Raw genomic sequence first — 14,314 nt, 5'->3', positions numbered from 1 at the left:
TTTTTTATTATTCATATTCCATTATTCTCCCCAACCCGGATTTTGTCCCAAAGTCGGATTTAACTGTAACTGATCAGAAGGCAATGGGTACAAGTAATTCTTATCCGCCCACTGACGCCCAGTCTCTACAACAACACATCCTTCATCATTCAAACTAAAGGTTGTATTCCAGGACTCATATTCAGTCCCCTTCCATTTAATTCCCAACATAGTCTGCGGCATCTCGTTCTCTGCTGTTTTCCAACGTTTCAAATCATCAATGCGAAATCCTTCATTAAAGAGTTCGACAGTACGTTCCCTCCGTATTTCCGTTCTCATATCCAACCCATGTGCCTGTGTAAGCTCGTTAGTCAATGCCGGCATATTGGTATTTACACGTTGACGAACCAGATTCAAGGAAATATTCAAGTCTTCATTTTCAATTTTATCATCTCTCTCATATATGGCTTCTGCATAATTCAACAAGACTTCCGCATAACGGATAAGCGGGAAATCATATCCCTCTTGCGTATCGGGTACCACACGTTCAGCACTCCATTTTTGGTTGCCATAACATGTACCGGAAGCTGGATCATAGACTTTGGATGTTTTAAGATCCGTCTCATCCCACTGCCACGAAGTTCGGCCGAATTTATTCCCCCAATAGCGGGTACCCGGTTTCAGCAACGTATAACGCATACGATTATCGCGATTCAAAAATTCAGAGACCTTTTTATCATACTTCTGGAAGCGCCCCGATTTCTCAATAGGCAATCCATCATCACACAAATAAAGATTGGCAAACTTACGAGTGACCCATTGCACATTTGCCAGACATTCTTGAGTTATATTCTTACCGATTGAGGCCAATACCTGATCATGACGACGAGCAAAAATATACTCATGATTAGAAGACTTTTTAATACCTGCCGGATTTGACTTCTCATTTTCCAAAATGAACATATACTTCTGCGCACTATCACCCAGTATTTTTGTCTCACTGTCTGTTCCAAACAATCGGAATGTGTATCCATATTTAGCATCAATCACAGTCCGTGCTGCTTTGGCAGCTATGTCCAACAGATTAGCGGAACGTTGCGTATTCTGATTACCATTACGCGACTTCTGCCATGTTCCTTCATAAAGAGCCACTCTTGAAAGGAAAGCCTGTGCACCTTCTTTAGAAATTCGTCCTTCCTCTTCGGTCGTAAGTTCTTTAAAAGCCGGTAAATTTTCAACGGCATGATTAAGATCATCGATAATAAGATCGACTACTTCGCTGCGGTCATTCCGTTTTACTTTCATCTCAGGGTCTGTAATGTCCAACGGCTTCTTGGTGATGATAACGTCTCCATACAATTGAAGTAAGTCAAAATAACTATAAGCACGGAAAAAATAAGCCTCTCCTATATATTGCTTTATATCTTCCGGCTTAGCATAAGCTTCAGCATTCTGCAACAATAAGTTCGTGCGCCGGATATGCTTGTAGTTATCCGTATAGTTGGCGTCCGAAGACGGAATTGAATTTATTCCTCGGCTAAATTCATTGTAGCTCTGATAAGTAATCAAATCCGAACGTTTGTCACTATGTGTTCCATCATATACGACAGAAGAAAAATCACGCGTCCAACTATAAAAGGTATTGGCAAACTGCTTATAATCATTGACAGAAGTCCACATATTCTTACCACCCAACTGATCCTGAGGTTCCAGATCCAAACAAGAGTGGAATGTCATTCCTAACACTATGGCAAGGAGAATTGTTATTTTTGATCGTTTCATACTATTCTATTTAAAAAGTTGCATTAACACCTACCGTGAAAGTTCTGTTAAAAGGATAACGTCCTAAATCTTTAGTTTTACGTGAAGCTTCCGGATCCCAGCCGTCTCTTAACTTACTATGTTCCCATAAATCAGCCCCTGTAAAGTATATCCGTAGTTTACTGATCGCATTTGTTTTGGCCAACCATGAAGCAGGTAACGTATATCCCAAAGTCAGATTCTTTAAACGGAGATAGGCTCCATTCTCTACAGACCAAGAAGAACACTGACAATTATAATTATTTATAGAACCAATGCTTGTATAAGAGGGATAATAGGCATTTCTGTTCTCCGGGTTCCATGTATTACCGATGGACTGGGTTGTAGTATTCAAGTAAATAGCACTCATCGGTACCCGCCATGTTTCATTTCCTTCACCACCACGGAAAACTGTTCTGCGCCCCACTCCCTGAAAAATAGCAGAGAGATCAAAGCCCTTCCATTCCAATCCGATGTTGATTGAATAAGAAAGTTTCGGATCATCCGTCCCTAAATATACATAATCATTCTGATCCAGTTTGCCATCACCGTTCACATCTTCGAACATGTGGTCTCCCAGACGAAGATTATCCTGCATTCCAATTCCATTGCCATCCAAATAGTAATATTTGTATTTTTCCAGTTCTTCTTGGGTCTGAATTTTACCGACATAGCGTAATCCAAAATATGAGTTCAACGGGTAACCTTGCTGCTTACCAACAAAACCTGATTTCAGAACGGAAGTTGCTCCCAAATCAATCAACTTATTAGTAGTATAAGTTATAGTCCCTCCAATATGATATTGTACAGGTCCTATTTTGTCCGACCACGTCATGTTTCCTTCCCATCCTTTAGCCTCAAACTTTCCAAGATTCATCGTTGGGGCATTATCTCCCAACACACCCGGATACTGGGCATCAATCAACATATTATTATTTTTCTTCATAAATAACTCTACAGTACCAGTCAGTCGGTTATTGAAGAATCCGAAGTCCAGCCCCAAGTTATAACTATGAATACGTTCCCAAGTACGGTCTGTAGTTACAATCTTCCCATTCGTATCAATAGTCGAAACTTTTCCAGAGCCAATATATGCTCCGCTAGACGAAGAAAAATTATACAACTGAGTACCATCGTAACGATCTACGCCACTTTGATTGCCCAATACACCATAAGACAGTCTCAGCTTTAAGTTACTGACCAAAGAAGATAACGGCTGCATGAAGCTTTCCTCACTCAAACGCCATCCTCCAGATACTCCCCAAAAGAATTGCCAGCGATTTTCGGGACGGAACTTTGAAGAACCGTCATATCGCAGATTGCCTTCCACCAAATAACGTTGTTTATAATCATAGTTCAAACGTCCGAAATAGGACATCATTGCCTCATGCCATTTTGCAGGCTTACTGTCTCCATCTTTTATCAGAACTTCTCCGGCACCATTTGGTATCTCTAAAGACGGATTGATATCTTTTACAGATACAAAAGTATATTTATACTGTGTGTAATTATACTGTGTACCAGCCATTGCACTCAGATTATGTACTTCCGCCAATGTTTTGTGCCAATTCAGGTAACCGGAAACCATATAGTAGTCTGTTCTTGAAAAAGAATCAGAGTATTTACTCTTTTCCTGAGTAGGTTCTGTCGCCAACAATTTAGTGCCTGCATAATTATACCAATCAATAGATTTCTCTACTTTCTCACGTGTAGCGGTTGAAGTGTTATAGCCCACATTGACAACGGCATCCAGATCCGAATATATCTTCCAGTTCAACGATTCGCTGATATTGATAGCCGAAACCTTCAGTTTATTGTCTCCACCTTCCTCAGCCCACCAGTTCAATGCACGCCACGTTCCCCATCCATAGGGACGTCCGTCGATAGTAGAAGCAGGCAAACCCGGTTGTGGGGAAGACTGGGAAAGAACTTTCCCTATCATACTGGGAGATACTTGATCCTGACGGTTATAACCGATACTAGATGTCAACATCACAGCATCCGATAGCTTAAATTGGTTGTTCAAACGCATATTGTAACGTTGATTGTTATTATTTCCCCATTTCAAGGTACTGTTGTCATACATATATCCCAGTGACAAACGAAACAAGTTTTTCTCTGTACCTCCCGAGACACTGAGGTCATGTTGTGTAGACCATGAATTTCCCCATAAAATATCCTGCCAGTCATTATCCATAAAGACAAAGTCTTCCACATCCTTGAATCCTTCGGGAATCGGGTGTGCACTATGACTCAAATCAATGTACTGGTTCTTATACAATTTGGCTAGTCTGGCATAGCGAATCCAGTTTGAATCAGAATAGCCATCATTAGTCTGAGCAGTAATCACTGCATCCGCCCATTGATCCAACGACATCAATTCCGGTTGAAGCCCTACCACTTTTCCAGTAAAAGAACCATTATACTGGACAACAGTTTTACCCGCTTTTGCCTTCTTCGTTGTAATCAATACAACACCTCCCGCTGCTTTCGATCCATATATAGCAGCCGAAGCATCTTTCAGGAAGTTGATAGATTCAATGTCATCCGGATTCAAATTACGCATACCGTTGATACCGTCACTATATTCCACACCATCTACAATAATGAGTGGATCAGTAGAGTTGGATGAAGACGCTCCACGAAGTTTCATACCCCAACTCTCATCTCCAGGAGCTCCGGAATTACGAGTGATAAGTACTCCGGGCACAGTGCCCTGCATTGCCTGCAACGGGCTTGACATCGTACCTTTATTTTCCAGTTGTTTGGCTCCTACAACGGTTACAGCACCTGTTAAAGATTCCTTTCTCTGAGTACCATATCCTACAACCACCACTTCGTCCAGTACTTCAGTGTCTTCTTTCATTATAATCTTCCGCAATTTAGGATCGGAAGCCGGAAGTTCCATTGATTTAAAACCAATATACGAAATAACAATCACAGCATTCGGAGAACTTACATTTAAAGAGAAATTCCCATCAATATCAGAAATTACTCCATTCGTAGTTCCCTTCTCGAGTATACTTGCACCAATAACAGGTTCTCCCTTCGCATCCACAACCTGACCTTTGACTTGTTTTTGAGACTGTGCTATAGTCCTGCTATCATTAACATTTGCATAAGCCCATGTCCGGGAAGCCGGACACAGCATCAACATCAGTCCTAAAGCAACTATGACCGCCTTATTAGGTTGCGAATTAAAAATTAATCCTCTTCGTTTCATAACATTAAATTTGAGGTTTAAAAATAGTATTAAATTCTTGTTCTCTAAAATTTGTTGAGGCATAAAGATACCTCTCACTCAGTATTGATTCCTTTTCCATAAGCACCAAAGGTTGTTTATTATATGAATAATTTTATATACAGTTTCGGAAGAAGTCACGCATATCACGGCGTCCGAGAAAAAGATGGTTTTCCACTGTACGGCAACTCAATTCTAATTCGGAGGCTATCTCCGGAGAAGATTTATCCTCAAAACGATTTAACGTATAGATCAGCCGTCGCTGTTCGGGCATGGCTGCCAACCGTGTCCGTTCCATCGCCATCAAATCATCAGCAATGATTTTCTCTTCAGTATCATTGGAAGAAGTGACAGTAAAATCATAGAGGTAACTATCTATCTCCTGCTTTTTATAATAACGACGGATATAGTCGGTCACTAAATTGCGTGCGATCGTAAAAAGGAAGTATTTTACTGTATCCGGACGGAGCATCTGTTTGTAATCCATCAGACGCACAAATACATCTTGAGTTAAATCCTCCGCTTCATAACGGTGAGCAATCCGATAGGTAATATAGTTTAAGATTACCTGATGATATTCCTCGTAAGAACGGGTGATAATGTTGTCGGAAGTGTAAGCTGTTGTCTCCATAATACTATCTTTTTCGGTTTTGAACACGATGCAAATATAAAGGCAATTCCGGAGAATGATTTCAAAAAACAAGGGAGATGAATCTCAACGCATCTAGGTAGACTTTATTTTATTTAAGCAAATGAATTACAATCACTTACACACTTTTTAAACGGAGTCTCACTTTATAAAATGAGACTCCGTTTGGGCATAATAAGCAGACCGATGGTTCACATCTCATCAATTTGAGCAAAGTAACCTGGGAAATAAAAAGCCTTTGGTTATTGTCACTTATCACCTTGGCAGGACAAGTGTCTTATAATTAAAGCAGTAAGGGTGATAATAGATGGTGATAATAAGGTGATAATAGAATAGTTATTGATTTCTATTATCACCTGTTTTTGATAAACGATCTATTTATTCAATTGATTATCAGGTGTTAGACAGACTATTCAAGGGTAACGTCTACCAATGTTAAAAACACCATTTTTGCCATGAATGTACGTTGTTTACGCCCAATATTGTTCTATGTAAGCTGCATGTATTAAGACAAAGGCTGGGAAGCTTAACATACAAACAAGGCTTGACTAATATATTCAGGTGCTTTCATGTATTCATTTCACGTACGTGAACCGTTCAGCTCATGTACGTAAGCCCAATGAATCACGTACATGAACCGATGGAATCACATACATGAAACGATCTCTTGTTACTGACCGAATACATTAATCTTACCTGCATAATATCTTAATGAAGGGAGCACATTTACTATTCATCTTTAGCCGTTCCTCCGATACTGCGAATATACTCGTTCGGAGTAACTCCGGTACTTTTCTTGAATGAACGGAAGAAAGAAGCACGTGAACTGAAGCCGCATAGTTCGGCCAATGCTGTCAATGTATAACGGGAGTAATCATTATCCTCTACCATTTTCTTGAACTGGGCAACCCGATACTCATTTATAAAGTCATAGTATGACTGATTAAGATATTGATTGAGCAGATAGGACAAGGAATGGGAAGAAGTATGCAATGCGGCGGCAAGTTCTCCCATTTTCAAGTCGGGATTAATATAAGGTTTTTCTTTCTCCACATAAGCAACAAGCCTGTCATGAAGTTCTTTACATTCGGCTTCGCTCATACGGTTGGCCTTATATTTTTCTTCTGCAGGATGTGGTTCCGCCGTCTTTTCTTCTTCCTCTTCTTCTTCGGATGAGATCTCGTGTACTTCCGTGACCAATGGAGCAGATTTCCGCACATAATATCTCACCAGAACAACGATCAGAATAATCGATATAGCGAGAATCACCCATCCCCACCAAGGAATCATCGGCTGCACAGTCACCTTATAAATGGCCATTGATTGTTCATTGCCCGGAATACGTACACAGAATGTGTATGTCCCGGAAGAAAGCCCATAATACGATACTTCACTCTGTGCTGTCAGCAACTTCCAGTCACTGTCCACTCCCTCCAGTTTATACTCATATAACAAGGCAGAAGGTAATCCATATGCAAAATCGGTAAAACAGAAAGTAAGATTGTTCTGATTATACTTCAAAGACGATTTATTGATAGAAACTCCATTAGCCAGAATATCCGTAAAGACAATCGGACGGACCTTTCCACGTACCTCATCTACCTGTTTCGGATCTACATAGATCAGCCCCTTGGTATTGCCAAACCACAACAGTCCTCTTTCATCTTTATAAGCCGCTCCGTTAGTGAAAGTCGGTCCCGGCACTCCGTCATTGAAGGTGAAGGAGTCATACTCTTCTCCTTCTTCCTTAATACGCAACAATCCATCGTTGCAGCCTACCCACAGCCAGCCTTGATTATCTTCTGTTATTGACATCAGCGAGTTATCGGGAAGCGTAGAAAGTACTGATTGATTGCGGAAATGGTCCATCGTTAAGGTAGAAGTAAACAGACTGCCTTTCTCACGGATAAAGTAAAGGTTATGTTCTGCATCTTCATAAATAGTACGTACTTTATCTTTGTGTACAAATCCTTCCGGAAACACATTGGAACGAAGGCTTTGTGAGGCCGGATCATAGATGCACATACCGGTTTCTGTAGCAATCCATCCTTTTCCGGTAGAGTCAAAACTTACTTCATACACATTTCCTTCGGGCAACTGAGAGTTGGTGCTGGTGAAGTTTTTGATTTGCTTTGTCTGCCCGTTGTAACAGAATAGTCCCTGCGAGGTGCCAATCCAAAGATTTCCCCTGTTATCCGGTTTTACACAGAAGATATGTCCTTTCTGGAAGAGTTCCGTATCACCTTGTGTAAAGTATTTGAGAGATAACGTCTGCGGATTTAATACCATCATACCACCGCCATACGTACCGATATAATATTCACCTTCATAGAAGCAAATGGTAAGGATCAGATCGGACGTAAGAACCGGTTTCACGAAACTTTTCACTATGCCGGTAGCTTCGTTAATATAGAACAATCCGTCACGCGAACCAATCACTTTCTCCGGTCCCCGGTTTACGAACGAACGAATTGATAAATTGGCAGAGTTAAACTGAGGAGGATAAGCGTACGTACGGAACAGTCCGTTTTGATACAGTGAATAATCCAATCCGGCTTGGAAATGTCCTACCCAGACTGCACCCCTGTCATCCACCAGTAGTGAGTAGATAGAATTACTGCGAATCCCTTCTTTATCATTCACATCATGGAAAAAGCGGCGAACCACTTTCCGGTCTTTGTGAGAAAGGAAATGAACCCCATTTCCATCTGTAGCGATGTACACCGTCTCCTTTCCATCACCGGAAATATCAGATATCACATCACATCCCAAAGAAACCGTATGGGCAAATGTCTGTTTCGGGATATCGAAACAGACGACTCCCTGACTCATTGTACCCAGATACAGCGTTTCACCTATGCGGGTCAGACAACGGAAATAATCGGCTTCGGGAACATTCTCTCTGAAATGCCAGGAATTGATCTGACCATCTTTCAGCGAATAAGAAAATAACCCTTGCACTGTTGCCAACCAAAGGACACTCTTATCTTCATTCAGGCAGAGGTCCATGATCCGGTTACAGGCTGCCAGCATATTTTTATCGGTCTGTACCTGAAGCAACTGACCGTCTTTCTGAATAAACAGTCCTCTCTCCGTACCTATATAAAGTACATCTCCATCTGCCAACAAAGCATTGACGGCACAGTCGATCTTCTCGGGAACGATTCTCTGCAATTCACTACCGGAGCGATTCAGCCGCCAGAGTCCGATTCCATTTCCGATCCATAGTTGCTTGTTATCGGTTTCTGTAATACAGTTCACCCGTTTCTTTCTTCCCGAATCTACTCCGCGGAATTCGAAATGCTTCACCTTCACACCGTCAAAACGGTCGAGGCCGTTGTCTGTCCCCAACCAGATGAAACCTTCCGAGTCTTTATAAATAGCATTCACCAACAAACCGGAAAGGCCGTCGGACATAACGACATTACGAAACATATAGGGTTGTGCCTGCAAGTTTTCCCCGCAAACCCAACACATTATTATAAGAACCAAATATTTAATCGTGCTTTTCACCTGCCAACGGGCTTTATCATATTAAACATGTGACAAACATACACAAAAATCTCCAAAAGAGAGCGGTTCCTTATCTAAAAAGTCGCCTCTCCGTATTTGCTGATGCTAATAGACAAATACGAAGAGGCGGAAGTATTTACTCAATGCACCCGAATAATTTATTCGTGCCTGTTCATTAAATTAAATCAATCTTGTAAATCCCAATACACTACATAACGCTGGTGATGCAAATCATAAAGCGGACGGATCACATCTCCTTGCTCCGTAGTAAATTTCAAGTCTTTTCCCACACGGTGCAATGTTCGTTCGGGGTGTTTCACGTCTATTTTCAATGATGTACGCAGATCGGCAGGAACATGAAAATTATAAGTATAATAATCGTTGTAAAGAGCAGGATCAGAGAAGGGAGCAGGTGCCTGCATTCCTTCCGTTCCCCGTTCTCCGGCAAGTACTAACGGTCCATACAGCAAAGCTACTTTATTCGGATTATCGGGAGTAGCTTCCAGTTCGATCTGCATGGGATAAGTGGCCGCAATACGGTCACCATCTTTCCATTCACGGGTAATAGCAATATAAGAACCCGGTTTCTGTTTCACTGACACCTTTTTACCATTCACAAGTACTTTCACATTTTTACTCCATGAGGGATATCTCAAATAAATAGTAGTATGCCTTGGCTTTTCTGCACGAAGAGTGAGCCGAGTAGTCTCTTCCTTCGGAAAATCGGTTTCCTGAAGAAGCGTCAGTCCTTTTTCTTTCCAAGTCACTTGGGAAGGAATAAACAGATTCACATAGATGCCTTTATCATTATGGTAATAGATGGCTTCTCCATATTTGGCATGATTCTCAAATCCACTGCCTACACAACACCAGAAAGAATTTTCTTTGGTGCTATACAGTTTATGAGAGCCGGAAAGTAACGGAAGGAAATAAGTTACCATCCCTGTTTCCGGGTCTTGCTGTCCAAGGATATGATTGTATAATGCTCTCTCGTAGTAATCGGCAATAGAAGAATCACCGGTCCAGCAGAAAAGATGGCGACTAAGTTTCAACATATTGTAGGTGCAACATGTTTCACCGGTATAACCAGTCAAGTGTTTAGAGCATTTCTTCGGGTCGAAAAAATGCTCTTTATCACTGCTGCATCCCGGAGCAAAGGTGTGATGGTCAATCATGGTATGCCAGAAAAACTCTGAAAGTTTTTTACTCGTCTCATTCTGTGTCAATTCATAGTTGCGAGCTTCTGCAATTACTTTCGGGATAAATGTATTTGTATGTTTGGTTCCCAAATCATCCCGAAGTTCTTTCAGTGGGTCGATCACGTCATTATGATAGAAATATTCCGCCAACCAACGATAACGCTCGTCGCCTGTGATGGCATATAAATTATAAAATGATTCGTTGATTCCCCCGAACTCATTACGTATCATTAACCGGCGTGTCTCTTCACTAAGCGGTTTCAGTTTGTTATAAGCCCAGTCGCCCATTTTGGTCACCACACTCAAAGCCTGCTGATTATCTGCATATAAGTATTGGTCTATCAGACCGGAATAAAGTTTATGCAAGGTATACCAAGGTGCCCAGACACTCTTTCCCTGAATATTGCGGTTGATCAGTTCTTCGGGATATGCGCTCAAATATCCTCCTTTAAGTGCATTCTGCACTTCGGTCAATCCATTTACAAGGCTATCTCCTTTAAGTTTGAAAATCTCACTTCCGGTAGCAGCGTACATCAATGCGTAAGCTGAAAGCAAATGTCCGGTAGTATGTCCGCGAAGTTCGCAGTCCAGAGATTCCCAGCCACCGAGTTTTTTTACAGTCATATAGCCGCCTTCACGACCTGCAAAGACACCGGCATTGGTCCGGAAGCTATGTAACAGACGATTCACATCAAGAGAAGTCATCCATGCCGAATCCCGCAACATATTATCACGAAAACGACTCGCTAAGAGGCGGACATCCTTTAAATCAAAACTCTGTACCCGAATTGGAGCCACTGTCTCTTTTTTCATTTTTCCCTGATGCTGACCGGGGTATACAGACTGGGCGGACATCATAGTCGACACTGCCAACCATGCTATTACAACTAGATTTTTCTTATTCATAATCATTCTTTGTATCCTTTTCAATAAGATACGAATAAGCGCTGTTCAACACTCAATACAATGAAATTAATTCTGATTGATCGTTCCGTAAGCTTTCGTTTTATTCCATATTATTGATAAATAAAGAAACTTCGTTCTATCGGCTCTGCTGTCTGTACCTTTCCCGCCAGCCCATATTGCCAGGCAACTACTGTCACCTTCAACGGATATTTACTGCGAGGAGGTATCGGAGTAAATACAAGTTTGTTTCCGTCGATTTCCGCAGGGCCTTCTTTCACATAATAATATACAGGCAGTCCGCAATCGGAAGTAGCCCGAAGAGTGACGGACTCCACCCCTGCCTTCACATCCCCAATGCCAGGGAAAAGTATATACTGTCGTTTCCCCTCCGTGTTACGGTAAGGAATCCGGAAACTAAGTTCCTGCACTGTACTTTTATATTGATTATCACCGTCATGACTCGCCAAGAGGCAGATGTCTCCTGTGCGACGCTTATTATACATTCCCATGCGGTAGAAACGAACAGTAAAAGTAGTATCATTCACCTTCTGTACCGGTCCGCAGATGCGGGTTATTTCGGGAAAGGTCGATGAATGTTCGTCGGAGATGGTTGTATGCAGACTATCCGTAAATACAGCTTTCAGATGAAAAGTAAGTCCATCTTCCTCCGGCAGGAAACGGGCGGCAACTTTCACATGAGACTTCGGGTGATATGCAAGAAGGCTGTTCTCTTGTACAAAACCAAGATATTGCGGTTTTTTCCTTCTTTCCTGACGATAACGTTCTTCTGTCATGTCAGCCATCTCTTTATCGAAATACCAGAAGGCATCATGCGGATCGCCTTTGTATTGTTTGAAGGGAGCTGCTTTAGCACGTCTCTTTTGGTCAGGATGCCAACGCTCGGCAAGCCATCCGTTTTCCGGATTCAATTTCTTCAGCATCACGGGCTTATCTACATCATACGTTTCCGGCAATCGGTACTCCATGGCTTTCTTCAGAAACAATGCAAGGTATACTGCCGTACGGTCTGCAATATCAAAATGTCCGCGCCCAGTATCACAAAGAAACGAGATGCAACTCCGGGGATACATCAGGCGAAACGCCAATGCCGGATTTACGCGATCTTCCCACCATTCATATTCTCCTTCGATCATCAAGCCGGGAATGCCGTCAATAGTACGTTTCCCCCACTCCATGTTATCACGTCCATATCCGGTAAGATTAGTACGCGGTGCGTCTCCATGAAAGGATATGACAGCCAATGTCCGTTCGGGATTCCATGCTGCAAAATTCCAAGGATAAGTTGCCATCGCCGAATGTCCGAAAGGAACAATCGGAACGTATTTTAATTCATTGTAACCGCTGATAGCGGCAAAGTCCTCCAACATCTGCTCAAATGCCCTCTGACTTCCGGCAGATACATCCCATTTCTGGTCCCAGCCCGGAGTAATCCAGATCAAGCCCATACCTATTTCGGACATTTTCTCCCGAAACAGAAGATTCTCAAACAGGGTTTCCTCTGTCATATTGTGAGTACCTATCATCACACCTCTTACCTGGGCACAATCGGAAGGTATCCATAGGAATGCCTGTGGATGATCATCAGTTTCGTTAGAAATAATGCCGGGTATCTGTACAGACCACTGCCATTCCGCCGCTATACATTCCGGCCATAACATAAACACTAATATTCCAAATACTAAAAATCGAAGTAGTTTCATGTTCCATTCATTTATCGTTATTTTATGTAATACGTAACGAAACCAAAGTATACTCAACCGAAAAATATAAAAAAACTATTATTATAGGAACTCTTTCATCGACAATTTCACAAAAACGTCGTATCTTTATTCTCAATTAAGAAAGGAGTGATATGGATTTACGTACAGCAAACGTAACTAGATATATTCTTCCCCTGCGGGAAGGCGGATCATTGCCGGCTTTGGCTGAAGCTGACGATGAGTTCAAATATGTCGTAAAATTCAGAGGAGCAGGGCACGGAACCAAAGCCCTTATCGCTGAATTGATCGGAGGAGAAATAGGCCGTACTCTGGGCTTCAGAGTACCGGAGATCATCTTCCTGAATTTAGATGAAGCTTTCGGCCGAACGGAAGCAGATGAAGAGATACAGGATTTACTGCAATGGAGCCGTGGATTGAATATCGGTTTGCATTTCTTGTCCGGAGCGTTGACCTTCGATCCTGTCGTACATCAAGTGGATGGTAAAACCGCCTCACAGATTGTGTGGATGGATGCTTTTCTGACAAATGTGGACCGTACCATCAAGAATACCAATATGCTGATGTGGCATAAAGAATTATGGCTGATCGATCATGGAGCTTCCCTTTACTTCCAACATAGCTGGACCAACTGGCAGAAACAGGCACTCACCCCATTCGTGCAGATAAAAGATCATGTTTTATTGCCATTTGCCGACCAACTGAAAGAAACAGATATGGCATTCAGACAGTTACTAACCTCCGATAAGATACGGGAAATAGTCAATACCGTCCCCGACGACTGGTTGAACTGGACGGAAGGACAGGAAACTCCACAAGACCTGAGAGATATTTATATTCAATTTTTAGAGGAAAGGATCAAGCATTCCGAACTATTTGTAAATGAAGCGCAACATGCAAGAAAGGCACTTATATGAATACGCAACCATTCGTTTCGTTCCCAAAGTAGAACGTGAAGAATTTATCAATGTAGGTATTGTACTGTTCTCCAAACGATGCAAATACCTCAAATCACTTTATACGATAGATGAGAATAAACTGAAACTGTTTTCTTCCGAACTGGATATGAATTGTCTGAAAGAAGGACTGCATGTCTTCGACAGGATTTGTTCGGGTAGTAAGGAAGGGGGAATGATAGCAAGCATGGATGTCCCCGATCGTTTCCGGTGGCTGACCGCTGTAAAAAGCTCATGTATACAAGTATCCCGCCCGCATCCCGGATTTTCCGAGGATTTGGATGCTACCTTGGAGCGTTTGTTCAAAGAATTAGTGCTTTAAATGATCAATC

At 42.0% G+C, this 14,314-nt stretch carries 8 protein-coding genes; 2 read left to right on the top strand and 6 right to left on the bottom strand.

The window, feature by feature from the left end:
- Positions 1 to 21 precede the first annotated feature (21 nt).
- The 6 genes from KTR07_RS01505 to KTR07_RS01480 all read right to left on the bottom strand — a co-directional run bounded on the left by KTR07_RS01505 (position 22) and on the right by KTR07_RS01480 (position 13,008).
- Positions 22 to 1,761: a RagB/SusD family nutrient uptake outer membrane protein gene (locus KTR07_RS01505; RefSeq protein WP_008760460.1), complete on the bottom strand. Its 1,740-nt coding sequence runs from the start codon at positions 1,759 to 1,761 to the stop codon at positions 22 to 24.
- Between the two features lie 10 nt (positions 1,762 to 1,771).
- Positions 1,772 to 5,002 carry a TonB-dependent receptor gene (locus tag KTR07_RS01500; protein WP_181981928.1) on the bottom strand — a complete coding sequence of 1,077 codons (3,231 nt, stop codon included), beginning with the start codon at positions 5,000 to 5,002 and terminating at the stop codon, positions 1,772 to 1,774.
- Between the two features lie 133 nt (positions 5,003 to 5,135).
- A complete protein-coding gene (locus tag KTR07_RS01495; RefSeq protein WP_008766735.1) occupies positions 5,136 to 5,651 on the bottom strand; it encodes an RNA polymerase sigma-70 factor in 516 nt (171 codons plus the stop codon).
- A gap of 747 nt (positions 5,652 to 6,398) precedes the next feature.
- Positions 6,399 to 9,182 (bottom strand): two-component regulator propeller domain-containing protein, encoded by a 2,784-nt coding sequence (locus tag KTR07_RS01490; RefSeq protein ID WP_055228984.1) that lies wholly within the window; start codon positions 9,180 to 9,182, stop codon positions 6,399 to 6,401.
- A 185-nt stretch (positions 9,183 to 9,367) separates the two neighbouring features.
- The gene (locus tag KTR07_RS01485) at positions 9,368 to 11,287 is read right to left on the bottom strand and encodes a glycoside hydrolase family 127 protein (RefSeq protein ID WP_032813852.1); all 1,920 of its coding nucleotides are present in this window, start codon (positions 11,285 to 11,287) and stop codon (positions 9,368 to 9,370) included.
- Positions 11,288 to 11,397: 110 nt separating this feature from the next.
- Entirely contained in the window at positions 11,398 to 13,008 is a 1,611-nt protein-coding gene (locus tag KTR07_RS01480; protein WP_072067321.1) for a hypothetical protein, read from the bottom strand.
- Positions 13,009 to 13,160: 152 nt separating this feature from the next.
- On the opposite strand from KTR07_RS01480, the gene KTR07_RS01475 reads away from it, so the two are divergent.
- A complete protein-coding gene (locus tag KTR07_RS01475) occupies positions 13,161 to 13,943 on the top strand; it encodes a HipA family kinase (protein WP_072067322.1) in 783 nt (260 codons plus the stop codon).
- Complete coding sequence (locus KTR07_RS01470; RefSeq protein ID WP_008760453.1) at positions 13,921 to 14,304, top strand: DUF3037 domain-containing protein; 384 nt, start codon at positions 13,921 to 13,923, stop codon at positions 14,302 to 14,304. Before KTR07_RS01475 ends, KTR07_RS01470 begins: the two co-directional genes overlap by 23 nt.
- The last annotated feature ends 10 nt before the right edge of the window (positions 14,305 to 14,314 follow it).

The organism is Bacteroides sp. MSK.20.82 (assembly GCF_019052485.1).
Taxonomy (GTDB): Bacteria; Bacteroidota; Bacteroidia; order Bacteroidales; family Bacteroidaceae; genus Bacteroides; species Bacteroides thetaiotaomicron.
The sequence above is the reverse complement of the archived record's forward strand: the minus strand, read 5'-3'. Positions and strand labels throughout refer to the sequence as shown.

Bases quoted from the DNA above. Each gene is read 5' to 3' on its own strand.
- KTR07_RS01505 (WP_008760460.1), bottom strand. From the start codon at position 1,761: ATGAAACGATCAAAAATAACAATTCTCCTTGCCATAGTGTTAGGAATG.
- KTR07_RS01500 (WP_181981928.1), bottom strand. From the start codon at position 5,002: ATGAAACGAAGAGGATTAATTTTTAATTCGCAACCTAATAAGGCGGTC.
- KTR07_RS01495 (WP_008766735.1), bottom strand. From the start codon at position 5,651: ATGGAGACAACAGCTTACACTTCCGACAACATTATCACCCGTTCTTAC.
- KTR07_RS01485 (WP_032813852.1), bottom strand. From the start codon at position 11,287: ATGAATAAGAAAAATCTAGTTGTAATAGCATGGTTGGCAGTGTCGACT.
- KTR07_RS01480 (WP_072067321.1), bottom strand. From the start codon at position 13,008: ATGAAACTACTTCGATTTTTAGTATTTGGAATATTAGTGTTTATGTTA.
- KTR07_RS01475 (WP_072067322.1), top strand. From the start codon at position 13,161: ATGGATTTACGTACAGCAAACGTAACTAGATATATTCTTCCCCTGCGG.
- KTR07_RS01470 (WP_008760453.1), top strand. From the start codon at position 13,921: ATGCAAGAAAGGCACTTATATGAATACGCAACCATTCGTTTCGTTCCC.